Here is a 25447-nt window from a genome sequence, read left to right as displayed (position 1 = left end):
CTCAGGACCCCATCGTCGAGGACCACTTGGCCTTGAGCACCTTGGCGGCGTCGGCGACCTGCGCGTCGGTCAGCTCGACGTAGTCCTTCGGTGCGCCACCGGCGGCGTCGAGGGCGTCCTGGTCGACCTTGCCCGACTTCGTCAGCGCGGCGAGGGTGGACGGGAAGGCGCCGGCCTGCAGGTACAGGTTCTGGACCTCGGGGCTGGCGATGTACTCCTCCCACAGGCGGGCGGCCGCGGGGTGCGGGGCGTCCTTGTTGATGGCCTGCGAGTAGTACGAGCCGAGCGCCTGCCCCTTCGGGACGACGGTCTTCCAGTCCTTGTTGCCACTCGCGCCCGCCGCCGGGCCCCAGGCCAGGTTGTTGTACGACCACTGGACGACGACCGGGGTCTCACCCGAGGCGACGGTGGCCTGCGTCGGCAGCACGTTCTGGAAGTTGCCGGCCTGCTTGAGCTTGCCGAAGAAGTCGACGCCCTTGGTGATGTCGTCGGCCGAGCCGCCGTTCTCCAGCGCCGCCAGGTACACCGCGGACGCGGCCTGGTTCGCCTGCGTCGGGTCGCCGCCGATCGAGACCTTGCCCTTGTACTCGGAGCCGAGCAGGTCCGTCATGTCCTTCGGGGCGTCGGAGATCTTCGACGAGTCGTACCCGATCGACATCAGGCCGGTGTAGTCGCGCGTCCAGGCGCCGTCCTCGTCCTTCAGGTTCGTGGGGATGTCGTCCCAGTTCGCGACCTTGTAGTCGGCGAACAGGTCGAGGTTCTCCTGCAGCACGGCGTTCCCGAGGTCGAGCACGTCGGGGGCGGTGGACTGGCCCTTCTGCGACTTGACCGCGGCGACCTCGTCGGCGCTCGAGCCGTTCGGGTTCGCGGAGTTGATCTTGATGCCGTACTTCTTGGTGAAGCCGTCGATGATCTTGCCGTAGTTGGCCCACGTCGGCGGGAGCGTGATGACGTTGAGCTGGCCCTCGGCCTTGGCGGCCTTGACCAGGGCGTCCATGCCGCCGGCGGACTCGGCGCTGGTGGTGGTCTTCCAGTCGGCGTCGCCCTTGCTCGTGCTGGCGGAGCTCGTCGAGGAGCATCCGGCGAGGGTGACGACTGCGGCGGCGGCCAGGGCGATGCCGGCCAGGGTGCGCTTGTGCTGCACGGGTGGGCCTTTCGGGTGGGGGAAGGTGCTGCGGGGACCGGGTGTCCGGGTTCTGCTCGATCGTGGACGCGGCCGGTTTCCGGCCCGTGCTCCGGTGGTGAACGACGGCGGAACAGCGGGTGCGGCTGTACGCTTTGCTCGTTCTGGGCGCAGGGTCGCGCCCACACCAGGCCTGGAGGCACGGATGCGGTTCACGACGACGGTCCTGCAAGCGCGGAAGACGGCGACCGGACTCCCCGTCCCGGAGTCCGTCATCGAGGCGCTCGGATCCGGCAAGCGCCCCGCGGTGGTCGTCACGATCAACCGGGGCTACACCTACCGCTCCACCGTCGGGGTCATGGACGAGCAGTTCCTGGTGCCGCTGTCGGCCGCCCACCGTGCGGCCGCCGGGATCGCCGCCGGGGACACCGTCGAGGTCTCGCTCGAGGTCGACCCCCTGCCCCGGACCGTCGACCTGCCGGAGGACCTGGCCGCCGCGCTGCAGGAGGCCGGCGTGCGTGCGGCGTTCGACACCCTGTCGAACTCACGGCAGCGGGCGCTCGCCGACCCCGTCACGCAGGCGAAGGCCCCGGAGACCCGGGCCCGGCGGATCGCGAAGGCCGTGGAGTCGCTGCGGGGGTAGGGGTGCGGGCGGGGCGGCGCGGGGACGGGCGGGGTCGGGCGGGCTGGTGGTTTCGGGCGTACCTGGTCGATTCGGGCGTACCTGGTCGGAAGTTCTCGGCAGGTATGCCCGAAAGCACCGGGTATCGCGGGCGTTCTGGGAAAGAACGGGCGCGCTCAGGCCCCGAGCTCGACCAGGACCCGCGGGATCTCGGTGACGAGTTCGCTCGCCAGGTACCCGAGCGGTCCGACCTGCACCGCGAGTCGGTCACCTGCGGCAGCGTGCACGTAGGACGCCCACGCCACGGCCTGTGCCGGATCGGCGCCGCGGGCGAGCAGCCCGGTGACCGCGCCGGACAGCACGTCCCCACTGCCGCTCGTGCCGAGACCGCCCGAGCCGGTGCCCTTGAGCCACGCCCGACCCTGCGGTGTGGCGATGGCGTCGCCGAGGGCCACGACCGCTCCGAAGCGGTTCGCGATCGCCACGGCGTCGGCCACGTCGTCGTCGCTGCACTCCCGCCCGAGCAGGCGTTCGGCCTCGCCGGAGTTCGGCGTCATCACGAGCCGTCCACGCAGCGGTTCGAGGCGGTCCCGCACGTCGGCAGCCACACCGAGGGCGAAGGCGTCGAGCACGACGGTGGTCTGCGGACCGACGACGTCGGCGAGTCCGGCCACGAGGTCACGCGAACCGTCCGGCTCGTCGAGCCCCGGCCCGACCAGCACGGCATCGGCGCTCGAGGCGCTGTCCGCGATGCCCTCGATCGCACCGACGGCGATGTGTCCGTCCTGGTCCTCGTCGAGGGGTTCGACCCCGGACTCGGGCACGGCGACCGCGACCTCGTTCGCGACGCTCCGGCCGACCGCCAGGGTGAGTCGACCGGCGCCGACGCGGAGTGCGGCGAGCGCGGAGAGCATCGCGGCGCCGGGGGTCCGAGCGGCGCCGCCGACGATGAGCACCTGCCCGCGGCCGTACTTGCCGGCACCGGGTTCGGGCAGTGGCCAGTCCCGCAGGAAGTTCGGGGTGACGGGCTCAGTGGACATGTTCGTCGTCCTTCCGGCCGGTGTGCTCGGTGACCTCGTCGTCGTCCAGGTGTCCGACGGAGGAGAACTCCTCGAGCACCCACGGCGATCCGGCATCGTCACGACGTAGTCGGGTGAGGGAGGCGTTCGCGACGGCGTGGGTCCGGGCGAACTCCATGAGTGCCGGCTCGTCGAGGTCGAGGCACACCGCGACGGCGAGCATCACCACGGCGTCGTGTGCGGCGATCACCAGGCGCTCGACACCGTCGACCCGCTCGAGGTCGCCCAGGAGCGACCGGAGCCGGAGCATCACGTCCGCCCACGACTCCCCGCCCGCCGGCCGGTGGTAGTACTTGCCGAGCCACTGTCGGCGGCGTTCCTCGTCCGGGTACCGGTTGCGGACGCCCTGCAGGGTCAGTAGGTCGAGGACGCCGAGTTCACGGTCGCGCAGCCGCTCGTCCACCCGCTTCTCGGGTTCGGTGATGCCGGCTGCCTCGAGCGCGATCGCGATGGTCTGCTGCGCACGGAGGTACGGCGACACCCACAGCGCGACGGGGACGTCGTCGATCCCGCGGTCGGCGAGCTCCTGGCCGAGGGCACGGGACTGATCGGTGCCGAGCCGGCTGAGCGGGACGTCGGCGTCCCGGAACTCGACGTCGATCACGTCGTCGCCCGCGGCTTCGGCCCGAGCCGCCGCGACGTTCGCGACCGATTCGCCGTGACGGACGAGCCAGATCTCCTGCACTGCCATGACGCCACGCTAGCCAGCGCGTGCTGTGCCGGTTCACCGGTGCCGGACGATCACCCCGCGCGGCGCCGGGCGGCGCCGGACGGTCGCCCCGCGCGGCGCCGGGCAGTCACCCCGTACGGAGCCGAGCGCTCCGGACCGGTCGGACCGCGCACGGGAGCCCCGCCGCCCGGAGTCGCAGCGCCAGCGCATCGAGGTCGAACAGGTCTCGCCACTCGAGCCGGATGATCGTCCGCACACCCGGCACGGTGAGCAAGCGACCGTGCCGCCGCTTCTCGTCGAGGAACACCTCGGTCGGACTCCGGCCGCCCAGGTAGCGCTCCTGGGAGTACTTGGCCCGCCCGTCGATCTCGACGATGACCCCGTGGTCCGGGAACCAGAAGTCGACTGCGGACCGACGTCCGTCGACGACGAACTCCTGCTGCAGCAACGGGTCCGGAAGCCCGAGCTCCCGGAACACGACCCGCGCGAGCGACTCGGCCGGTGACCCGGAGCGAGCATCGGCCAGGTCGAGCACCTGCTGCGCCAGGGCTCGGGCGCGGGCCTTCGGAGGAACCGCTCGTCGGAGATCGGCGCCGTCGAACCCACGTCGCAGTGCGGCGTCCGCGATGACGACGCCCGCCCGCAGGTCGCCGGTCATCGCCACGTCGACGACGGTCCGGGGGACGGAGGTGACCGCGATCGCACCGACCGTGGCCCGTTCGCCCCGGCCGAAGGGTCTCGTGTGCAGGACCAGCTCGGCGCTCCGGCCCCGGTACATCGACTCGGGCACCGTCGCGTGCACCGGGACGTCCCACCCGCCGAGCGCCGGGAGACCGTGCAGGGCCGCGGCGGACAGGTGCGATGCCGTCGCCCGGGTGCCGAGCCGGCCGAGCCGCGCGAACACCCGGGTGACGTACCGCTGACGAGGCCCGGCGGCGTCCCACGCGGCACCGTCGACGAAGGCGTTCGGTCCGACCCGGACCAGGCGGCCGACACCCTGGGTCCGGGTTCGGCGGCGCAGGGTGGTGGCGTCGAGGCCGGCCTCGTGCATGGCGGAGGCTCGGAGGATGGGCAGCGACTCGTTCATGCACGTGACGATGCCGGACCGGCCATCCGTTCCGGAGGTCGATGTCAGGAACTGTGGACGGGCCTCCAGGCCTGTGCTGTTGTGGAGGGGAGACGTTCCTTCCCAGAACGGCCGCGATGCCAAGCGGAATCGGGCGTACCTGGCCAGAAGTTCCGACCAGGTACGCCCGATTCGACCAGCTACGCCCGATTCCACCCGGCCCGGCCCACGCCCGCACCCACCCACACGCAACACGGCGCCGGACGGAACGCACCCGTGTCCCGTCCGGCGCCGCGGTCTCTCCCCGACCGAACGCCGGGCCCGCTGCCTCAGGCCCGACGCACGCGCAGCGTCACGATCTCGAACGGACGCAGGGTCAGCACGACCGGCTCCCCGGCCGACCACGAGCGCTCCAGCGGCCGCTCGAGCAGGTCGACCTGCGACACCGACGCAGCGTCGAACCCGAAGGCGACCCCGACGTGCGTCGCCCGGCCGCCGAGCCCCTCGTACAGGCGCACGACGACGTCTCCGGAGCGGTCCTCGGCGAGCTTGACGGCCTCGACGAACACCTGCGGCGACGACACCGTGACGAGCGGCGCGACCTCGGCGGACCCGGGCACGCTCCGCACGGGCAGGTTCAGCCGGTACCCGGAGTCGGCGGCGTCGAGCACCGAGGCCCCGATCCGCAGCACGGTCCGGAACACGTGGTGCCCCTGGTCGGCGTTCGGGTCCGGGAACGTCGGCCCGCGCAGCAGCGACTCCCGCACGAGCGTGGTGATCCCGCCGTCCGGCCGGGTCTCGCGCGTGATGTCGTGGCCGTAGGTCGAGTCGTTCGCCACCGCGACGCCGAACCCGGGCTCCGCGACGTGCACCCAGCGGTGTGCCGAGGTCTCGAAGCGGGCGTGGTCCCACGAGGTGTTCTGGTGCGTCGGCCGGTCGATGTGCCCGAACTGGATCTCGCTCGAGGCCGACGACGCGAGCACATCGATCGGGAACGCGAGCTTCAGCAGCTTCTGGTGCTCGTGCCAGTCGACCTCGGTCTCGACGGTCAGCTCCGGTTCGCCCTGCACGGCGGAGTAGCGCGTGGTGAGCGTCGACGATCCGAAGGACCGTTCCACCACGAGCTCGTCACCTGCGATCGCGACCGACGACGCCGACAGCGCCGTGCCGTTGCGCTGGTAGGCGCGGTCGATGTCCCACGCCTCCCACTGGTTCGGGGTGTCCCGGAAGACCGTGTACTCCGCCGCCGCAGCGCCGGGAGCGATCGCGTCGCGTCCGGTGGCGTGGTCGACGAACGAGACGACGTGGCCGGCAGCGTCGATGGTCGCGGTGACGACGCCGGTGTCGAAGACGAAGCGGTCGCCGCTCCGGACGGGAGGCACGGGTCGCGGCGCGTGGACGACCGAACCTGCCAGGGCGGTCACGTCCCCTGCCGCGACCGGCGAGGCGTTGAAGCGCACGACCGACGCGGCGTCCGCAGTGCCGGCGAGCGCCGTCGTCGCGCTCCCGATCAGCCCCTCGAGCACCCCGGCGACCCGGGCGTACTGCTCCTCGGCGTTCTCGTACACCCACGCGATCGAGGACCCGGGCAGGATGTCGTGGAACTGCTGCAGCAGGACGGTGTGCCAGGCGTCCTCGAGTTCGGCGTACGGGTACTCGCTGCCGAGCCGGACCGCCGCCGTCGCCGCCCAGAGCTCGGCCTCGCGGAGCAGGTGCTCGGAGCGGCGGTTGCCCTGCTTCGTGCGGATCTGCGACGTGTAGGTGCCGCGGTGGAACTCGAGGTACATCTCCCCCGACCAGACCCCCGGCGTCGGCAGCTCGGCCTCGAGCTGCTCGAACACCTGCGCCGGCGTGCCGAGCGTGACGTGGGGCGACCCGTCGAGGTCGTGCTGGCGGTGTGCGGCGCCGACCATCTCGCGGGTGGGACCGCCACCGCCGTCGCCGAAGCCGTACAGCAGCATCGAGGTGTTCGCGGTGCCGCGTTCCTTGTTGTTCCGTTCGCCGCGGCGCAGGTCGGCGGGCGAGACGTCGGAGTTGTAGGTGTCGGCCGGGGGCAGGTGCGTCAGGACGCGCGAGCCGTCGATGCCCTCCCAGTGGAACGAGGTGTGCGGGATGACGTTCGTCTCGTTCCACGACGGCTTCTGGGTGACGAACCACTTCGACCCGGCGGCGCGGACGATCTGCGGCAGGGCGCCCGAGTAGCCGAACGAGTCGGGGAGCCAGGCCTCGGGGGTGTCGATGCCGAACTCCTCCAGGAAGAAGCGCTTGCCGGCGACGAACTGGCGGGCCAGGGCCTCACCGCCGGGCAGGTTGGTGTCCGACTCCACCCACATGCCGCCGACCGGGATCCACCGCCCTTCGGCGACGCGCTGCTTGATTCGGGTCCAGATGGACGGGTACTCGTCGCGGATCCAGGCGTACTGCTGCGCGGACGAGCAGGCGAAGGTGAAGTCGGGGTCGCGGTCCATCAGGTCGAGCACGTTCGAGAACGTCCTGGCGCACTTGCGCTTCGTCTCGCGCACGGGCCACAGCCAGGCGGAGTCGATGTGGGCGTGCCCGACGGCGATCGCGCGGTGGGCGGCGGGGCTGGCGGGGACGGCGAGCACGGGCGCCAGGACCTGCCGGGCGTCCGCGGCGGTGCCGGCGACGTCGTCCGGGTCCAGGGCGTCGGCGGCGCGTTCGAGTGCCCGCAGGATGTCGGCGCCGCGGGTGCCGTCGGTGGGGAGCTCGGCCATCAGCCCGCGCAGCACCCAGAGGTCCTGCTGCAGTTCCCACACAGTGTCGTCGCGCTCGACGACCTCGAGGGCCTTCAGGCGGTAGATCGGGTCGTCGCCGGCGGTGGAGCGCGAGCCGAGCGGCGTCGCGCCCTGGAACGAGTCGCCGCCGATGTCCGGGTTCGCCCCGGCCTCGATCCAGAGCTGGAAGGACTCCCCCGGGCCGACCTCGAGCGGCACGGTGTCGTTCCGCGGCTCGATCGCCTTGATCGTGGAGCCGTCGGCGCGGAACGCGAGTCCCTCGGCCTGGAACCCGGGCTGCCGCTTGGTGAACCCCAGGTCGACGTGGAGCTCGGCCGTGGTCCCCGGCGCCGTGCCGAAGTCCGCCGGCACGGTGCCGGTCACCCGGAACCACGTCGTGCCCCACGGGCGTCCGCCCCAGTGCGACCCCACCGTGAACGGTGTGTACGTCTCGCCCACGGCGGCATCGAACGGCACCGGTTCGCCCGGCACCTCCCACGCCTCGATCGTCACCGGCGCCGAGCGACGGAGGACGGCGGGGTCGACACGGTCGCGCACGAGGCGGGCGATCCGGGCCTCGACGAGCGGTTCGTCCTGGTGCATGTGCTTCCTTTCTGGTTGCAAGACACCGGTGTTCGCGAACGGAACCGCGGTTCGCGGGTGTTCGACGCGCGAACACCGGTGTTTTGCGGGGCGTGGACCGGCGGATCAGCCCTTGATGCCGCCGGCGAGGGCGTTGCCGCCGCCGAGGCCTCGGGACACGATCACGTAGAGGGCGATGACGGGCACGGAGTAGACGATCGAGAACGCGGCGAGCTGGCCGTACGCCACCGCCCCGTTCTGCCCGAAGAAGTTGAAGATGCTCACCGCGGCGGGCACCTTCTCGGGCGAGAGCAGCAGGACGAACGGGACGAAGAAGTTCCCCCACGCCTGGATGAACACGAAGATGAACACGACCGCGATGCCCGGACGCATGAGCGGGATCACGATGCGGGTCAGGGTGGTGAGCATCGAGGCACCGTCGGTCCACGCCGCCTCTTCCAGCGAGATCGGCACCGAGTCCATGAAGTTCTTCGCCATCCAGATCGCCATCGGCAGCGACGTGGCGGCGAGGAAGAAGATGCAGCCCCACACGTTGTCGATCAGGTTGAGCGACACGAACAGTGCGTAGACGGGCACCATCATCGCGGTGATCGGCAGGCCGGTACCGAACAGGATGCTGTACAGGAACGGCTTGTTGACCCGCATCTTGTACCGGGACAGCGGGTACGCGGCGAGCAAGGCGAACACCACGGTGACGACCGCGGTGCCGCCGGAGAGCAGCAGGCTGTTCGCGAGCGGGATGAACGACAGCTCGGGGGTGAGCACCTTCGCGAAGTTGTCGAGCGTGAACTGCGAGGGCAGCTTCACCGACAGCGACGCCTGGGTGTCGAACGAGGCGAGCACGAGCCAGAGCAGCGGCACCGCGAAGCACACCGCGATGACGAGCAGCACGACGTTCGACACCCACCGCATGGTGCGGCCGCGCGGGGACGTCATGTGCATCGACCCCGGTGCGGTCACCGAGCGGGTCGTGGTCTGGTCGAGGGACGGGGCTGTCATGGCCATCAGTCCACCTCCGGCTTGAGGGCTCGGATGTAGATGATCGAGAAGACCGCCCCCACCACGAGCAGGATGGTCGCGATCGCCGTCCCGAAGCCGAGCTGCGAGAACTTGAACGCCTCCTGGTACGCCAGGATCGGCAGGGTCGACGAGTTCGTGCCCGGGCCGCCGCCGGTCATCACGAAGATCAGCGTGAAGACCGACAGGGTCTGCAGCGTCGTGAGCATGAGGTTCGTCGAGATGCTCCGGCGGATCACCGGGAGCGTGATGTAGACGAGCCGCTGCCAGCCGGTGGCTCCGTCGACCTCGGCGGACTCGGTGATCTCCTCGGGGACCTCCTGCACGGCGGCCGAGTAGACGAGCATCGAGAACGCGGTACCGCGCCAGATGTTCGCCAGGATCACGGCGAGCATCGGGTACGTGTAGAGCCAGTTCGCACCGGTGATCCCGATCGACGCGAGGAACGTGTTGAGCGTCCCCTCGTCGTTGAAGAACGCGTACGCCGCGAACGACGCCACGATCTCGGGCAGGACCCACGCGGCCACCACGAAGGTGCCGACGATCGCCCGGACGGCCTTGTTCGCCGAGCGCATCAGCAGGGCCAGTCCGAGGCCGAGCACGTTCTGTCCCACCACGGCCGAGGCCAGCAGGAAGACGACGGTCAGGATGACGGACTTCGGGAAGTCCGGGTCCTGGAACAGCTCGACGTAGTTCTGGAAGCCGACGAACTGCTGGTCGGCCGCGCTGGCACCGGTCAGGGCCGAGTTGGTGAACGACCCGTAGAACGACGAGATGACGGGGCCGAGCAGGAAGATGACGAGGAGGACCAGGGCGGGCAGGAGCGGGACCGCTCGTCCGACGTTCCGCAGTGGTCGCCGCTTGCGCGGCACGGGTGGATCGGTGCGCTTCGGCGCACCGGGCGCCGACAGCGTCGGCGCGAGGGGGGTGCTGGACACGATGGGTGCCTTCCGGGTGCGGAGGGGTTCCGAAGGTGGGGAAGAGCGGACGGGAGGCGCGGTGCGGGACCGCCCCGCGCCTCCAGTCCGTCATTGGGTGACGTCCGTCAACCAGCGGAGACGGTGTTCTCCTTGCCGACCACCTGCGTGACGGCCTTGTCGTAGGCGGCAGCCGCGTCCTTCGGCGACTGCTGACCGGTCATGACCGCTTCCATCGCGACCTGGATCGCGTTGGACACCTGCGAGTAGTCACTCGTCGCCGGGCGGAAGTTGGTGTTCTCCACCAGCCCCGAGAAGAACTTGAACGTCGGGTTCGCCGCCGTGTAGGCCGGGTCGTCCGCGACGTCCTTCCGGACGGCGATCTGGCTGTTCTCGGTGTCGTACTTCAGCGAACCGTCCTTGTCGAGGAAGCTCGTGATGAAGTCGAACGCCGCCTGCGGGTTCTTCGACTTCGCGCCGACCGCCAGGGTCCAGCCGCCGGACATCGAGTTGTAGCCGGGAGCCTGCCCGTTCTGGGTCGGCATGGGTGCCTGGCCCATCACGTCGTTCCACTCGGGCCACGGCGCGGTGCCGGACTTCAGCCACGTGCCGGACTGCCACGAACCGTCCAGGTCGATCGCGAGCTTGCCCTTCGGCAGCCACGTCTGGGCGATGGTCGTGCCGACGTTCGTGTCGAGCGCCTGCTGCGGTGTCGGGCCGAGGCCGCCCTGGTAGACGTCCTTCACGAACTTGAGCGAGTCCTCGAACTGCTTCGAGCCGGTGACCCACTTCTTGTCCTTGTACAGGGTGTTGCCGGAGCCGTCGGCGCCGTACAGGAGCATCTCGAAGCCCTGCATGGTCGAGGCTTCGCCCTGCGCCTTGCCCGAGTAGATGTTGAACGGGATGACGTCGGGCTGCTTCTCCTTGATGGTCTTCGCCGCCGCGAGCACGTCGTCCCACGTCTTCGGCTTCCACGGGACGTCGAGCCCGGCCTTCTTGAAGATGTCCTTGTTGTACCAGAGGGCTCGGGTGTCGGTGCCCATCGGGACGCCGTAGATCTTGCCGTCGTCACCCTGCCCGGCCTGCTTGGCGTTGTCGAAGAACTGGTCCCACTCGTCCCACTTGTCCGTGTACTTGTCGAGTGGCAGCAGGTAGCCCGCCTCGGCATCGGCCTTGACGAGGAACGTGTCCTCGTACATGACGTCCGGGGCGGTGGCCGGTGCCTTGTTCATGAGCGCGAGCTTCGTGTAGTAGTCGTTGCCCTGTGCCTGGATGGGCACGAGGGTGACCTTCTTGCCGGGGTTGTCCTTCTCGTACTGCTTCTTGACGACCTTCATCTGGGCGTCGAGCTGCTGGAAGGCGCCGAACTTCTGGTACGCGATCTTGATCGTGTCGCTCGAGGCGGACCCCGAGCTCGAGCAGCCAGCCAGACCGACTGCGGCCACGGCCACAGCTGCGAGTCCGGCGATGATGCGGGTGCGTTTCATCGGTGCTCCTTTGCACGGGTGATGTCCGCGGGCACCATCGCCCGCGCGCAGGATTAGTCCACCGTATTGACTTAAACCTGTCAAGGAGTTTCTCGGGCGGATTCGGGCGTACCGGGCGGAATCGGGCGTACCGGGCGGATTCGGGCGTACCGGGTCGGAAGTTTCGACCAGGTACGCCCGATTCCGCTTCCCATCGCGTGCGTTCTGGGAAGGAACGTCCGTCAGGGGATCGGGGTCGCGCTCCCCGTCACCGTGATCCCGCCGGCCTCGGGCACGTTCACGAGCAGCAGACTCGGACGCCCGACGTGCCGCCCCTGCCGGATCGTGATGCGGTCGCCCGGCTGCGCTGCACCGATCTGCCGCAGGTACGCCCCGGTCGACGCCGCTGCCGAGCCCGTCGCCGGGTCCTCGGTGATGCGCCCGGCGGGGAACAGGTTGCGCGCCTCGTACTCCCGGTCGCCGGTGCGGTGCAGTACCGTGACCGTCCCCGCCCAGCCGGCCTCGCGCTTGAGCTCGGCGAGGGGCCCCGGCGCGAACCGGAAGTGGTGGAACAGCTCGCGGTCGTGCAGCACGAGCACCGGGTGCCAGTTGCCGGCGAAGGACTCCAGCACCGGGAACCCCGGAGCGATGTCCGCGGCCGAGAGCCCGAGCAGGTCGAACAGCCGCGCCAGCAGGGCCGGGTCGATGTCCCGTGTCGCCGGCTCGACGCTCGTCATCGCGACCTGAACCACTCCGTCCGCACCGACGGTGGCGTCGAGCGCGACCTCGCCGGCCAGGGTCGTGAACACCCGGCGGCCCGGCCCCTCGCGCTCGGCCAGCGCGACGGCCAGGGCGACGGTGGCGTGCCCGCAGAACGGCACCTCGGCGCTCGGCGAGAAGTAGCGGACCCGCGGCCCGGTCGACGTCGCACCCACGACGAACGCGGTCTCGGGGTACCCGACCTGCCGGGCGATCGCGAGCATCTGGTCGTCGGACAGTCCGGCCGCGTCGAGCACGAGCCCGGCGGGGTTGCCACCGCCCGGCTCGGCGGCGAACGCGGTGTACCGGAGGATCTCCTGCTGCATGCCCCGACGCTACTGCGGCGTCACGACCGGGTGCGCGGGCCGATCACCGACGGGTGGCCCGGACTGCTGCGGTGCCGCGGGTGGCTCCGAGGGCAGTGCGAGGAACACGGCGAGCGCGATGTTGCCGGCGGGCACGAGGTACAGCAGGACCCACCACCCGGAGCGGTTCGTGTCGTGGAGCCGCCGCACCGCGATGGCGATCCAGGGCAGCAGCGCCGCGAGTCCGACGACCACGAAGACCCCCAGTGCGATCTGGGCGAAGACCGGCATCGACGTGAGCAGGAACCACCAGACCGGGAACGGGTTGAAGGACTGCATCGCCTGGTCGAGGACGCGCGTCTCGTCCGGGCTCGGCATCGGTGGCGGCGTCATGAAGAGTCCGATGCCGTACACGATGTTGATCGCCGCGGAGATGATCGCCCACCACAGCGCCCACCACCAGAACTCGGCACGAGCGGCACGACCGCGGAACACGACGTACCCCCGCCAGAACCGCGAGAACGAGGCGGGGAAGGTGGCCTGGTGCCAGGGGACTCCGACCGGTGGCTGCTGCGTCTGGTGCACCGAACCTGCTTACCGGGGCGACCTGGGCACTCCTGAGTACTCCTCGGCAGGCCCGGCGCGGCGGGTGGGGGTAACCCCCGACCACTTCCGGGTGCGCACGTGATGTTTCAGCGCCGCCTCCGTCGTGAGACTGGATCCATGAGCACCGACACGCGCCCCACCACCGCCCGCCGCACCCTCCGGATCGCCCTCGCCTCCACCGCCGCGGTGTCCGCCCTGCTGCTGACCGCCGGCTGCAGCGCGATCCAGGACATCGTGCCGAACAAGACCCCGCAGAAGCACTTCGACGCGTACTCCGACGCCCCGCGCTCCGGGGAGTCCGAGGACCTGGCCTTCTTCATGCCGAAGTGGGTGCCGGAGGACGCGAAGGACATCGACGTCCGTCTCCACGTCTCGCAGCCCGGGTACGTCATCGGGTTCGCGTCGAAGGACGGCGTCGACGTGGACGACTGCACCCCGCTCGACGAGTCGTACGGCGGCACGGCGATGACCGCCGACTTCCTGCCCGAGGAGCTCCCGACCAAGGGCCTCGTCACCTGCGGCGACGGCCGCGCGGTCACCGAGATCGACGGCCGCTGGTACGGCTGGACCACGAAGGACGCCATCCCGGGTCAGGACGACACCCAGACCATGCACGGGTCGGCGGACTGACCGCAGCCACCCACCGGCCTGGAGGCGCGGGGCGGCCCCGCACCGCGCCTCCAGTCCGTCGCTCGGTCGCGCCCACCGCGCATGGTGAGCAGAAACGGTCGGGTCCGCTGTGCGAACCCGACCATTCCTGCTCACGAAGTGCGCCCGTGGGGCGTGGGGACTACTCCGCAGCGGCCGCGGTCCTGCGGCGACGGACGATCAGTACGCCCGCGCCCGCCGCGAGCAGCAGGAACGCCACCAACGCACCGGCACCCATCCCTGCGGCGCCCGTGAACGCGAGCTGCCCATCCACGGTGATCGTGATCGGGGTCCACCCGATCAGGCTCCCGTCCGCAGCCGTCACCGCGAGGCGGTGCACGCCAGCGACGGTGTCCGCCGGGATCGTCACCCGAAGCGTCCCGTCAGCAGCGACCACAGCCGTGCCGATCAGCGTCGGCTCCGAGAACAGCCACACGTTGACCGTGTCACCGGCCGAAGCCGAGCCCACCGTCACCGTGATCGTCTCCCCCGCACGAGCGGTCGCCGGAGCCGACACCCCACCACGGTTCCCCTCCGTCAACAGCGACTCCGACGGCGCCACCGGAACGACCGGGGCAGCCGAGGGACCCGGGGTCGGGACCGCTGTGGGCGTCCCACCCGGGGTCGGCGTCGGCGTCGTGCCGCCGTCGCCCGGGGTCGGCGTCGGAGTCGGAGTCGGCGTGGGCTCCGTGCCCGGGTCGGTGTCACCGCCCTCGCACGGGTACGTCCCCGTCCGGAGCGAGAACCCGTCCGTGTCGTTGTCGTCGGCGTAGAAGGTCGCGCGCTCCCCGTCGGTGCAGACGCCCGAGATCGCGAAGCCCTCGTTGGCGAGCGTGCGGTCGGCGGCCGACGGTGCCTCGTGCAGCGTCGAGGCGGCGAAGGCCCCGTCGGTCACCTCGTACAGCGCGGTCCGACCCGAGCAGACCTCGTCGCAGACCACCCAGAGCGCGTCGAGCGTCGGGTCGAACTGCACGTCGGCGACGACGGCGAGCGAGGTCGCGATCGTGGCGACCCGCGCCGAGGACCCGTCGTCCATCAGGGCGTAGGCGTACACACTCGCGGTGCCCTCGACCCCGACGAAGAACAGTCCCTCGCCGTGTCCGGCGTAGCTCGACGGTGCGTAGGCGGCGCCGGTGCGCTCGTCGGCGAAGCCGTGCGCGGTGAGCCAGGTGTCCGGGATCCAGGTGACGCCCTCGAGCCCGGCGTTCGCGCCGAGCCCGGGGAAGTCCGCGGCGAGGTTCCACTCGTCGGTGGCCCGCAGGGTGCCCTCGGAGCCGTCGGTCGTGGCGTAGCGCAGGACCGACGGGCGGCTCGTGCTCGACACGTCGTTGTTGCGCTCGGTCGACACGTAGACGGCGCCGGGGTCGTCGCTCGTGACGGTCACGCCCTCGGCGTCCGGGGTGCCCGTGCCGTCGGCGTAGCGCAGGTCGGTGCCCGCGGCGTTCGACGGCGCCCAGCCGCCCGCGCCGTCCGAGGTCAGGTGGTAGAGCAGGCCGTCGCCGTTCTGCACGGCCCAGAGCTGCCCGTCCCGCGAGGTCCCCGAGGTCGTCCAGTCGAGGCCGCTCAAGTCGCCCGTGAAGGTGTCCTCGTCGTCGAGCACGGTCTCGTCCGGGCCGCCGGGCCAGGCCTCGGCGGTGACGACGCCGGCGAACCGGTTCGCCGCACCCTTCGTGGGTGCTGCCGTCTCGGCGAAGTCGCCGGTGCCGTCGGGGTTGCGGCCGTACGTGGTGGCGGCGTGCGCCGTCCACGAGGTCGAGTCGACGACCGCACCGCGGGCGTCGAAGAGCCGCGCGGAGTCCGCCTTGCCGAGTCCGAAGCCGAACGCCGCCTCGTCGAGGACGGTGAAGCCCCCGGCCGCGACGGTCGTGCCGGCGGGGATCGTGTACGCGTGGTCGTCCTCGCTGTCGCGCAGCACGTACCCGCCCAGGTCGAGGGTGGTGCTGCCGGTGTTGGTCAGCTCCACCCAGTCGCCGGGGGTGCCGTCCTGCGACTCGACCTCGTTGATCCGCACGGGCGAGGAGCAGTCGTTCGCAGCCCCCTTGGTCGAGGCCGTGGTGTCCACGAGCGGCCCGACACCGTCGGCGCAGCGACCGTAGGCGACACCCGCGTGGGTCGTCCAGGCGTACCGGAGCACCAGATCGCCGGCGGGGTCGTAGAGGCGCGCGGTGTCGGCGCCACCGAGCCCGAAGTCGAAGCCGGGGGCGGTCGCGGACAGCTGGTCGACGACGAAGTACCCGCCGGCGGCGATCGTCGAGCCGCTGGGCAGCACGTACGCGTCGTGCGAGTTGTCGGAGTCGAGGAACGCGTACCCGGTCAGGTCGATCGCGGTGCCCGAGGTGTTCTCGAGCTCGACCCAGTCGGTGTCGTCGCCGTTCGACTCGACCTCGTTGACGACGAGGCCGTTCGCCGCGACGGCGCCGACTGCCGGGTCGTCATCACCGACGGCCGCGAGGGCCGGGCTGGCGGTGACGACACCGGCGGCGACGACCAGGGCGGTCGCGACGGCGGCGCCGATGCGGAGTGTTGGCGGGCGCAGGGTGGGCGGGCGCAGGGCGGGAGCGCGCATGCAGGGTCCTTCTCGGGGGAGCGAGCGGGCGAAGACCTGCACGACTGTTCAGCATCCACGCGACCGGCCGGTGGCCGCGGGGTGAACGCACGGTGTCCCGGGTCGCGCCCGGCGCCCTGGACGCGCGGCGTGCGGACGGGAGGCGCGGGGCGGGCCCGCACCGCGCCTCCCGTCCGCCCTGCGGTCGCGCTCACCGCATCCGGTGCGCAGAAGACGTCGGGTCCGCACTGTGAATCCGACGTCTTCTGCACACTCGTTGCTCGAGGTGTCAGCGCTCGGTGACCTCCGAGAAGTCGGGCGTCCCGTCGGGCAGCGCGGGCAGGGGCGTGCCGTCGACGTAGCGGGGCCAGGCCAGGGCGCGGGAGGCCGACGGACGGGACGCGTAGCGACGCCCGTCGGACGCGACGACCGTTCCGGGGGCGGGATCGGGGGCGGAGGCAGGAGCGGGAGCAGGTGCGGGAGCAGGCGGCAGTGGCACCTCGGGAGCAGGTGCGGGAGCCGCAGGCGTCCGCGTTGCGCTCCACGCCGGCTGCTGCTCGGGCGCCGGCCACGTCGCCGACGGCAGCGTGGCTCGCGGACGGAACAGGGCGTTGCTGAGGGGCACCACGACGGTCCCGAGCAGGTCGAGGATCACCACCACCCAGACGAGCCGCCAGTAGCCGCGGGCGTAGTCGACGTCCGGCGCGAGCAGCGGGATCGAGAGCAGCAGTGCGAGCAGGGCGATGACGCCGACGGTGGCCTTCGCGACGACCTGCAGGACGGGCGTCGGGTAGCGCCGGTGGATCACGAGGAGCAGGTGGACGTGCAGGAGCGCCACCCGGGCGACGCCGACGAGCCAGATCCAGTGCCAGAAGTGCTCCAGGACGAACCAGATGCCGTCACCGGAGACGCCCGTCGGCACGATCCACACCTTGTACAGACCGGCGACGAGTAGGTACATCGACGTGGCGATGCTCGCGAACGCGAAGATCCCGGACCGCCTGGACGAGACATCGGCGTCGTACCAGGACAGCAGCGCGAAGACGACGACCACGACGATCGTCAGGAGCAGCTGCACCGCGACCCGTCCGAAGTCGCCGAGGAGCACCGCGGCGATGCCGACCAGGCCCGCGGCGACGACCGCGCCGATGATCGTCCGGAACACGAGTGGGCGCACCCTCGCCCACCGCGGGTCCATCGTGCCGTCCGTGTCGTTCGCGCTGTCCGTGCTGTCCGTGCTGTCCGTGGTGTCCGTCATGTGTCCCCCGTCGATCCCGCACACCTGGCGGCTGCGTCGGATCGCAGCGTAGCGGGCCGGGGCGGAGCACTCCGGCCGGGCAGACCGCCGGGCGACGGCGCCCGTGCCGTCAGCGCCGGATGAGCAGGGTGCTGGCCCGCGGCGAGAGCGCGGCGTCGAGTACCAGGCAGGCGGCACCCACGGCGGCGACGTCGGCACCGCGGTCGCTCTCCACCACCTGCACGGCGTGCTTCGGCACGAGCAGCGGCGACCCGACGATGGCGGTCCGCGCGGCCGGCAGGGCAGCGCTCGCGATGCGGGACCAGAACGGGCCGCCGAACACCACGCGGTCGATGTCGAGCAGGTTCACGATGAGGACGACGGCGTTGCCCATGACGGTGCCGGCATCGGCCGCGAGCGTGACGGCGGTGCCGTCCCCGTCCGCGATGGCCGCGGCGAGCTCGTCCCACGCGGCGTTCACGGCATCGACATCGGCGGCATCGGCGGCGTCCGTGGCGTCGGCGGCGTCGGTGGCACCCGCGGCGTCTGCACCAGCATCTGCCTCGGCGACCGCGCCGCCGCCCGACAACGCGAGGCCGCGCGACCGCGCCACCCGCACCAACCGGTCCGGCGCGACGGCTGCACCGACCTCGCCGCGCGTGCCCGAGCCGTCCGGGGTGCCCGCGAGCGACCCCTGGTCGACCATGATGTGCCCGGCGTCACCTGCGTTCGACCCCACCCCGCGCACGGGTTCGTGGTCGACGACGAGTCCGACGCCGAACCCGGTGCCGAAGTACACGAACGCGAAGTTCCGGGCCGAGGACTCCCCCGCCAGGAACATCTCGCCGACCGCGGCGGCCGTGACGTCCTTCTCGAGCAGGACCGGGTAGCCGGTGGCCTCGGCGAGCGCATCGCGCAGCGGCACGTCCCGCCACCGGGGCAGGAACGGCGGGTCGACCACGATGCCGGCCTCGACGTCGATGGGTCCGGGGCTCGCGATCCCGACGCCGAGCACGCTGTCGACGGCCACCCCGGCGTCGGCGACGAGCCCGTCGACGGCCGAGGCGATGGTGCGCACCACCTCGGACGGGTCGTCGGCGGTGGGGGTCGAGGTGGTGGACGCGGCGACGACGGTGCCGGCGAGGTCGAGCAGCACGTAGGTGACGACGGCCGGGTCGACGTGCACGCCGACCGCGTACCGGCTGCCCGGTTCGAGCCGCAGGATGGTGCGGGGCTTGCCGCGGCCGGACACGACGGTGCCGGACTCGACGATCATGCCGGCCTCGATCAGGAACCGGGTGACGTTCGACACGGTCTGCGCGCTCAGGCCGGTGCGGGCGGCGAGTTCGACGCGGCTCAGGCCGTCGGGCGAGCGGCGGACGGCGTCGAGGACCACGGTGCGGTTGAACCCGCCGATCGACGGGAGGTTCGCTCCGCGTCGATGCTCTGCCATGCCGCGACCATACCGCGACGCCGCTCGGGCACCCGCTCGCGTGGTCCGGTCAGAGCGCCCTGTCCTGGATCAGCCCGCCGGACGTCCGGTCGACGACCGCACCACGAGCGAGACCGGGAGCGTCGCTCCCTGCAGTGCCCCGTCGCCGATCGCCGCGAGCAGCCGCTCCACGGCCACGGTGCCCATCAGGGCGGTCGGTGAGTGCACGGTCGTCATGGGCGTGGGCAGCTGCGCCACGACCGAGATGTCGTTGTAGCCGACGATCGACAGGTCGTCGGGCACGCGGAGGCCGCGTTGCCGTGCGGCGCCCATCACGCCGATCGCCGCGGTGTCGTTGACGGCGAAGATCGCGGTCGGCGGGTCCGACAGCGAGAGCAGCGTGTGCGCGCCGACCACGCCTCCCTCGACCTCGAAGTCGCTGTGGACGACGAGCGCGTCGTCCACGGCGAGGTCCCGCTGCTCGTGCGCCAGGCGGAACCCGGCCACCCGCTCCACGGCGGTGCTGGCGTGGCGCGGACCCGCGATGACGCCGATGCGGCGGTGCCCCAGCGCGAGCAGGTGTTCCGTGGCCATCCGGCCGCCCTCGACGTCGTCACCGACCACGGCGGGCATCCAGTCCCCGGGGTGGCGGTTCGTCGCGATGACCGGCACGGGGAGGTCGATCAGCCGAGGGTTCGGGGACGACAGGTGGAGCGAGCTGACGATGAGGCCGTCGACCTGTCGGGAGAGCAGGAAGTCGACCGCGTCCAGTTGCGCGCCCATGTCGTCCGGGGGCGTCGTGAGCAACAGCTGGTACCCGGCAGATCGGGCGGCCGACTCGACGGACTGGCAGATCGTCGCGATGACCGTGTCGGCGAGCCGTGGCATCACGACGCCGATGGTGTTCGACCGCCGGGTCCGGAGCGATGCTGCGAGTCGGTTGGGGCGGTACCCGAGCTCGGCCGCCGCCGCGATCACCCGCTGCGCCGAGGCGCTCCACCCCTTGGTCGGCTCCGCCTGTCGGAGCACGCGCGACGCCGTCGAGATGTGCACGCCGGCGAGCGCGGCGATGGCCTGGAGGTTCACGTCACCACGACGATCCTGCTGACCGTGTCCGGCCGGGTCGTCGCTCGTACTGCCCATCCGTCGAGTCTAGGTGACAGATCGTCGTCACACCGGACGGCGCGAACGTTTGCGGGCGCCTCGCCCGACGACAGCCCGGACGAGCCGAAACACACTGGTTACACGGTTGGACGTCGATCGAAACAGTCGACTGTCAGGATTCCGGTCAATGCAAACGATTGCACGAATTGCAGCAACGACGAGAGACGGTGTCCCATGGTGAAAGAGATCTTCGTGTCCTTCGGCGTCGACATCGACGCGGTCGCAGGCTGGCTCGGCTCCTACGGAGGGGCGGATTCCCCCTCGGACATCCAGCGCGGGATCTTCGCGGGACAGACCGGCGTCCCACGTCTGCAGAAGGTGTTCGACCGCGCCGACATCGCAGCGACCTGGTTCATCCCCGGCCACTCGCTCGAGACCTTCCCGGACCAGTGCAAGGCCCTGTTCGATGCCGGCCACGAGATCGGTGCGCACGGGTACAGCCACGAGAACCCCGTGGCGATGACCGAGGCGCAGGAGGACGCGGTGATGGAGCGCTCGGTCGAGCTGATCACGCGACTCACGGGTCAGCAGCCGACGGGCTACGTCGCGCCGTGGTGGGAACTGAGCAGCTACACGCCGACGCTCCTGGAGAAGTTCGGGTTCAGCTACGACCACAGTCAGCAGCACAAGGACTTCGTCCCCTACTACTCGATCGTCGGCGACCAGTGGACACCGATCGACTACTCGCAGGACCCGCACACGTGGATGACGCCGCTCGTCCACGGGAGCGAGATCGACCTCGTCGAGATCGCGGCGAACTGGTACGTCGACGACCTGCCCCCGATGATGTTCATCAAGTCGAGCCCGAACAGCCACGGCTTCGTCAACCCGCGCGACGTCGAGCAGATGTGGAAGGACCAGTTCGACTGGGTGTACCGCGAACTCGACTACGCCGTCTTCCCGATCACGATCCACCCCGACGTCTCCGGGCGGCCGCAGGTCCTGCTCATGATCGAGCGGCTCATCGAGTACATCGGGGGCCACGAGGGCGTCCGGTTCGTCACGATGAACGAGATCGCCGACGACTTCCGCGTCCGCTTCCCGTTCGCGCAGCCCGAGCGTCCACGCGAGTACTGATGTGCGGCGGATGTGGCGGCAACGGGGGGCACCGTGACTGGTACGCCGCCGGTGTCGAGGACACCCCCGCGGCGCGCAAGCGGGCGCAGCTCCGGCTGGCCGCCTGGGCGACCCGGCTCTTCGCGGACGATCGGATCCGCGTCCACGAGGTCCCGGGCACCGTCCGGCTCGTGATCGTCGGGCCGACCGGCAAGCGCGTCGTGGCCCAGGGCGTCGACGGGGTCCTGGACGCGGTCGAACAGGTCGGCGCCGGGCGCACGGACTGGTCGGCCGTCGCCACCCGCGTCCGCAGGGCCGACCCGCGTGACGACACCGACTGGGAACACCGCAGCCTCGCCCGCGCGGTCGATCGACGAAGGGACACCCTGCCGTGACGGACCCCACGCTCCCCCGGATCGTGTACCTCGCCCTCGGCGGGACCATCGCGAGCGTCACCTCGGGCGATACGCGCGACTGCGGCGCCGTGCCGCGGATCGCAGCCCGCGACCTCCTCGCCGGTGTGCCGGCCATCGCGCAGGTCGCACGGGTCGAGGCCCGCCAGCTCGGCATGGTGCCCTCTCCCTCGCTCGACTTCGACGACGTGCAGCGAGCGCTCGACGCCGCGCGGGACGCCGTCGGCTCCGGAGCCTCGGGCGTCGTGCTGTCGCAGGGCACGGACACCATCGAGGAGACCGCGTACCTGCTCGACCTCGCCTGGGACCGCCCCGAGCCCCTCGTGGTGACCGGAGCGATGCGCCACGCCTCCTCGCCCGGCGCGGACGGCCCGGCCAACCTGTTGGCGGCCGTGTGCGTGGCCGCGGCACCGGCAGCAGTGGGACGTGGCGTCCTCGTCGTGCTCGACGACGAGGTGCACGCCGCCGGGACGGTCCGCAAGACGCACACCTCGTCGACCGGTGCCTTCGCCTCACCGGGTTCCGGTCCGCTCGGACGGGTCACCGAGGGCTCGCCCGTCTTCCACGCTCCGGCGTCCCGAGCACCCTCGCTCACCACACGCGTCGCACCGCTGCCTCCGGTGGCCCTGCACCGGGTCACCCTCGCCGACGACGGCCGGGTCCTGTCGACCCTGTACGGACTCGGGTACCGCGGCGCGGTCATCGAGGGCTTCGGCGGCGGGCACGTCGCCGAGCGCACGGTCGACGCCGTCCGCGCCCTCGCCGCGCAGATGCCGGTCGTGCTGGCGTCGCGGACCGGCGCCGGTGCGACGCTCACGACGACGTACGGCTTCGCGGGCGGCGAGATCGACCTACTCGGCGCCGGACTCGTCCCCGCCGGCACCCTCGACGGCCTCAAGGCGCGTCTCCTGCTGGCTGCCCTGCTCGCCCTCGACGCCCCGGACGCCCGCATCCACGCGGCGTTCGCCGCGCACGGCCGGGGCTCTCCCCCGACCGGCCAACCCTGACCGCACCCACGCTCCGCCTCCGCCCGTCAGCCCGCGCCGCGACACCGTCGCAGCGCCGCACCGCCGTACCGAGAGGAAGACCATGTCCACCACGACCATCCACGAGCCCGAGGACCTCGAGCTCGCCACCGGGACGTTCCCGACGATCGGGCCGAAGGAGACCAAGCGCGGCGCGACCCTGGCGTTCTTCGCCTGGACCCTCGCCGTCTACGACTTCATCATGTTCGGCACGCTCCTCCCCCGCATCGCCGAGGACTTCGGGTGGAACGAACAGACCGCCCTGCTGGCGAACACCCTCGTGAGCGTCGGTGTCTTCGTCGTCGTCGTCCTCGTCGGTCTGTTCGTGGACCGACTCGGCCGGCGCCGCGGCATGATGATCACGATCGGCGGCGCGGCCCTGTCGTCGCTGCTGACGGCGGCGTCGACGGGGGTCGCCTCGCTCGTCGGCTTCCGGGCCCTGAGCGGCTTCGGGATGGCCGAGCAGTCGGTCAACTCCACCTACCTCAACGAGGTCTTCGCGCTCACCGAGCTCGAGGGCGTCAAGAAGCGTCGCGGCTTCTTCTACAGCCTCGTCCAGACCGGGTGGCCGATCGGTGCGCTCCTCGCCGCCGCGTTCATCGCCGGCATCAACGGGCTCTTCGGACAGGAGTCCTGGCGGCTCGCGTTCCTCATCGCCACCGTTCCGGCACTGTTCGTGCTGTTCCTGCGCAAGGGCATCAAGGAGACGCCGCAGCACCGCCTGAACACGTACCTGCGGCAGCTGCGGAAGTCCGGTCGCACCGAGGAAGCCACCGAGGTCGCCGCCCGCTTCGGCATCGTCGACGAGGGTCCGAACCCGCTGCGGGCGATCTTCGGCCGACGGTACGCACGCAACACCGTCGTGCTCTCGATCGCGTGGATCGTGAACTACTTCGGCATCACCACCACGAGCGTGCTCGGGACGACGATGCTCGAGGGCGTCAAGGGTGTCGACGCGAGCATGTCGCTGCTCATCATCGTGCTGTCGAACGTGGTCGGCGCCGCCGGCTACCTGTTCCACGGCTGGCTCGGCGACATCATCGGCCGCAAGACCACGATCGTCGTGGGCTGGGTGCTCGCGGGTGTCTGCTGGACCCTCTTCGTGCTCGGTCCGGACGACTTCGGCTACGTCCTGGTCACGTACATGCTGACGCTGTTCTTCCTGCTCGGACCGTACGCGTCGCTGCTCTTCCTGCAGGCGGAGTGCTTCGACTCGAGCTGCCGCGCCACCGGGTCCGCGTTCGTCACCGCGATGGGACAGCCCGGCACCATCATCGGCTCGGCTGTGCTGACGGCCCTCGTCGCCGGGAGCATCGGGCTCGGCCCGGCCGCGCTCATCGTCGGTGCGGGCGGCATGGTCCTCTCCGGTCTGATCATGCTCGGCACGAAGCGCGTGGCAGTGATCGACCATTGAGCGCCACGACACCGACCGGCGTGTACTCCGAGTTCTCGGGGAGCGTGGTCGTCATCACCGGCGCCGCGAGCGGGATCGGCGCGGCCCTCGCCGTGCAGCTCGCCGAGTACGGCGCGAACATCGTCATCCCCGTGTTCGCGGGTGACCCACACGATCCCGCACCCGTCGTCGACGCCGTCGAGGCGGCCGGGGGCAGTGCGCTGACGGTCACCGCGGACGTCCGCAGCACCGAGGACGTCGACGCCGTGTTCCAGGCGGCCGTCGACCGCTGGGGTCGCGTCGACCACGTGGTGGCGGGAGCGGGGGTCCTCCGTCGGCAGCCGCTCGACACCATGACCGACGCGGCGTGGGACGACATCCTGCAGGTGGACCTGCACGGTGTGATGCGCACGCTCCGGGCCGGTGCCCGGCACCTCGACCGGGGCGGGTCGATGGTGGCCGTCTCCTCGATCGCGGGCGGCGTGTACGGCTGGGTCGCACACAGCCACTACGCCGCGTGCAAGGCGGCAGTGATCGGCCTCGCCCGGAGTGCGGCAGCCGAGCTGGCACCGCGCGGGATCCGGGTGAACACCATAGTCCCGGGGCTCATCGAGACCCCGCAGTCCTCGGACGCGCAGAACTCGCTCGGTCCGGCGGGCCTCGCCGCCGCGGGTGCGCGGATCCCGTGGGGTCGTGTCGGCCACGCCGACGAAGCCGCCGCGGCCATCCGGTTCCTGCTCAGCCACGAGGCGCGCTACGTCACCGGGCAGGAACTCGTCGTCGACGGCGGCCTGACCATCCTGATGGCCGACTGATGAGCGACGGGACGGTGTTCGACCTCACCGGGACGACCGCCCTGGTGACGGGTGGCGCGAGCGGCATCGGTCTCGCGATCGTGGAGACCTTCGTCGCCGCCGGAGCGCGGGTCGTCGCCGCGGACCTCGACGCCGACGGCCTGGCGGGCCTCGCCGAGCGGCTGGGCGTCCGGACCATCGTGCTCGACGTCACCGACGAGGACCGGGTCGAGGCCGCCGTGGCGTCGGTCGACGAGGAGTCCGGCGGGATCCAGGTCCTGGTGAACGCCGCCGGCGTCCTCACGCAGGCCCCGCTCGAGGAGCTCACCACGGCGGACTGGGCGCGCGTCATGGCGATCGACCTGACCGGGGTCTTCCTGGTGATGCGTGCAGTCGGTCGGCGGATGCTCCGCGACGGGCACGGGCGCATCATCAACCTCGCCTCCCAGCTGGCGATCAAGGGCGGCTCCGAGGTCGCGCACTACGCGGCCGCGAAGGCCGGCGTCATCGCGCTGACGAAGAGCGCCGCGATCGAGTGGAGCGGACGAGGCGTGCTCGTCAACGCGATCGCACCCGGCCCGATCGTGTCCCCGATGACGGACCGGATGACGGACCAGTGGCGGACGGACAAGGCCGCCGAGCTCCCGATCGGACGTTTCGGGGTCCCCGCCGAGGTCGCTCCGACCGCCCTGCTGCTCGCGTCGTCGCCAGCGGGTGACCTGTACACCGGGCAGACGCTCGGCCCGAACTCGGGTGACGTCATGCCGTGAGC

General features: G+C 71.3%; 22 protein-coding genes. 8 read left to right on the top strand and 14 right to left on the bottom strand.

From position 1 onward, the window contains the following. Position 1 precedes the first annotated feature (1 nt). Positions 2 to 1144 (bottom strand): ABC transporter substrate-binding protein, encoded by a 1143-nt coding sequence (locus tag DEJ12_RS03470; protein ID WP_111029030.1) that lies wholly within the window; start codon positions 1142 to 1144, stop codon positions 2 to 4. A gap of 184 nt (positions 1145 to 1328) precedes the next feature. Here DEJ12_RS03470 and DEJ12_RS03465 point away from each other — a divergent pair, with 184 nt between their 5' ends. Continuing rightward, the gene (locus DEJ12_RS03465) at positions 1329 to 1766 is read left to right on the top strand and encodes a YdeI/OmpD-associated family protein (protein WP_111029029.1); all 438 of its coding nucleotides are present in this window, start codon (positions 1329 to 1331) and stop codon (positions 1764 to 1766) included. 155 nt (positions 1767 to 1921) lie between these two features. Here the strand turns inward: DEJ12_RS03465 and DEJ12_RS03460 are convergent, their stop codons facing one another. From DEJ12_RS03460 to DEJ12_RS03420, 9 genes are all read right to left on the bottom strand, one after another. Further along, the gene (locus DEJ12_RS03460; RefSeq protein WP_111029028.1) at positions 1922 to 2785 is read right to left on the bottom strand and encodes an NAD(P)H-hydrate dehydratase; all 864 of its coding nucleotides are present in this window, start codon (positions 2783 to 2785) and stop codon (positions 1922 to 1924) included. Beyond that, positions 2775 to 3515, bottom strand: coding sequence for a histidine phosphatase family protein (locus DEJ12_RS03455; RefSeq protein ID WP_111029027.1), 741 nt, complete (start codon positions 3513 to 3515; stop codon positions 2775 to 2777). Before DEJ12_RS03455 ends, DEJ12_RS03460 begins: the two co-directional genes overlap by 11 nt. Before the next feature lie 106 nt (positions 3516 to 3621). Beyond that, a complete protein-coding gene (locus tag DEJ12_RS03450) occupies positions 3622 to 4581 on the bottom strand; it encodes a hypothetical protein (protein WP_111029026.1) in 960 nt (319 codons plus the stop codon). Positions 4582 to 4889: 308 nt separating this feature from the next. Next, a complete protein-coding gene (locus DEJ12_RS03445) occupies positions 4890 to 7898 on the bottom strand; it encodes a glycoside hydrolase family 38 C-terminal domain-containing protein (RefSeq protein ID WP_111029025.1) in 3009 nt (1002 codons plus the stop codon). Positions 7899 to 8003: 105 nt separating this feature from the next. Next, on the bottom strand, positions 8004 to 8897 hold the full coding sequence (locus DEJ12_RS03440; RefSeq protein WP_371830315.1) for a carbohydrate ABC transporter permease: 894 nt from the start codon (positions 8895 to 8897) through the stop codon (positions 8004 to 8006). 5 nt (positions 8898 to 8902) lie between these two features. Further along, positions 8903 to 9853: a carbohydrate ABC transporter permease gene (locus tag DEJ12_RS03435; RefSeq protein WP_110894824.1), complete on the bottom strand. Its 951-nt coding sequence runs from the start codon at positions 9851 to 9853 to the stop codon at positions 8903 to 8905. Positions 9854 to 9960: 107 nt separating this feature from the next. Next, positions 9961 to 11319 carry an extracellular solute-binding protein gene (locus tag DEJ12_RS03430; protein WP_071404684.1) on the bottom strand — a complete coding sequence of 453 codons (1359 nt, stop codon included), beginning with the start codon at positions 11317 to 11319 and terminating at the stop codon, positions 9961 to 9963. A 221-nt stretch (positions 11320 to 11540) separates the two neighbouring features. Then, positions 11541 to 12383, bottom strand: a complete 843-nt coding sequence (locus tag DEJ12_RS03425; protein ID WP_111029024.1) for a PhzF family phenazine biosynthesis protein — start codon at positions 12381 to 12383, stop codon at positions 11541 to 11543. Positions 12384 to 12392: 9 nt separating this feature from the next. Continuing rightward, complete coding sequence (locus DEJ12_RS03420; protein WP_110863157.1) at positions 12393 to 12947, bottom strand: DUF805 domain-containing protein; 555 nt, start codon at positions 12945 to 12947, stop codon at positions 12393 to 12395. A gap of 138 nt (positions 12948 to 13085) precedes the next feature. Here DEJ12_RS03420 and DEJ12_RS03410 point away from each other — a divergent pair, with 138 nt between their 5' ends. Beyond that, on the top strand, positions 13086 to 13598 hold the full coding sequence (locus DEJ12_RS03410) for a hypothetical protein (protein ID WP_111024089.1): 513 nt from the start codon (positions 13086 to 13088) through the stop codon (positions 13596 to 13598). 160 nt (positions 13599 to 13758) lie between these two features. Here DEJ12_RS03410 and DEJ12_RS03405 read toward each other — a convergent pair whose 3' ends face one another. From DEJ12_RS03405 to DEJ12_RS03390, 4 genes are all read right to left on the bottom strand, one after another. Further along, positions 13759 to 16182, bottom strand: coding sequence for a lamin tail domain-containing protein (locus tag DEJ12_RS03405; RefSeq protein ID WP_111029022.1), 2424 nt, complete (start codon positions 16180 to 16182; stop codon positions 13759 to 13761). A gap of 268 nt (positions 16183 to 16450) precedes the next feature. Continuing rightward, entirely contained in the window at positions 16451 to 17419 is a 969-nt protein-coding gene (locus DEJ12_RS03400) for a hypothetical protein (RefSeq protein ID WP_111029021.1), read from the bottom strand. A 109-nt stretch (positions 17420 to 17528) separates the two neighbouring features. After that, positions 17529 to 18851 (bottom strand): ROK family transcriptional regulator, encoded by a 1323-nt coding sequence (locus tag DEJ12_RS03395; RefSeq protein WP_111029020.1) that lies wholly within the window; start codon positions 18849 to 18851, stop codon positions 17529 to 17531. Positions 18852 to 18920: 69 nt separating this feature from the next. Next, positions 18921 to 19973, bottom strand: a complete 1053-nt coding sequence (locus DEJ12_RS03390) for a LacI family DNA-binding transcriptional regulator (protein ID WP_220034813.1) — start codon at positions 19971 to 19973, stop codon at positions 18921 to 18923. 195 nt (positions 19974 to 20168) lie between these two features. Between DEJ12_RS03390 and DEJ12_RS03385 the strand changes: the two genes are divergently transcribed. The 6 genes from DEJ12_RS03385 to DEJ12_RS03360 all read left to right on the top strand — a co-directional run bounded on the left by DEJ12_RS03385 (position 20169) and on the right by DEJ12_RS03360 (position 25445). After that, entirely contained in the window at positions 20169 to 21071 is a 903-nt protein-coding gene (locus tag DEJ12_RS03385) for a polysaccharide deacetylase (protein WP_111029019.1), read from the top strand. Further along, entirely contained in the window at positions 21071 to 21445 is a 375-nt protein-coding gene (locus DEJ12_RS03380) for a hypothetical protein (protein WP_071404676.1), read from the top strand. Before DEJ12_RS03385 ends, DEJ12_RS03380 begins: the two co-directional genes overlap by 1 nt. Further along, on the top strand, positions 21442 to 22470 hold the full coding sequence (locus DEJ12_RS03375; RefSeq protein ID WP_111029018.1) for an asparaginase: 1029 nt from the start codon (positions 21442 to 21444) through the stop codon (positions 22468 to 22470). The genes DEJ12_RS03380 and DEJ12_RS03375 overlap by 4 nt, the downstream gene beginning before the upstream one ends. A gap of 82 nt (positions 22471 to 22552) precedes the next feature. Then, the gene (locus DEJ12_RS03370; RefSeq protein WP_175330793.1) at positions 22553 to 23902 is read left to right on the top strand and encodes an MFS transporter; all 1350 of its coding nucleotides are present in this window, start codon (positions 22553 to 22555) and stop codon (positions 23900 to 23902) included. Beyond that, positions 23899 to 24696: an SDR family NAD(P)-dependent oxidoreductase gene (locus DEJ12_RS03365; RefSeq protein ID WP_217499762.1), complete on the top strand. Its 798-nt coding sequence runs from the start codon at positions 23899 to 23901 to the stop codon at positions 24694 to 24696. The genes DEJ12_RS03370 and DEJ12_RS03365 overlap by 4 nt, the downstream gene beginning before the upstream one ends. Further along, the gene (locus DEJ12_RS03360) at positions 24696 to 25445 is read left to right on the top strand and encodes an SDR family NAD(P)-dependent oxidoreductase (RefSeq protein WP_111029016.1); all 750 of its coding nucleotides are present in this window, start codon (positions 24696 to 24698) and stop codon (positions 25443 to 25445) included. Before DEJ12_RS03365 ends, DEJ12_RS03360 begins: the two co-directional genes overlap by 1 nt. Positions 25446 to 25447: the final 2 nt, after the last annotated feature.

This window comes from Curtobacterium sp. MCLR17_059, from assembly GCF_003234665.1.
Lineage (GTDB): Bacteria > Actinomycetota > Actinomycetes > Actinomycetales > Microbacteriaceae > Curtobacterium > Curtobacterium flaccumfaciens.
The sequence above is the reverse complement of the archived record's forward strand: the minus strand, read 5'-3'. Positions and strand labels throughout refer to the sequence as shown.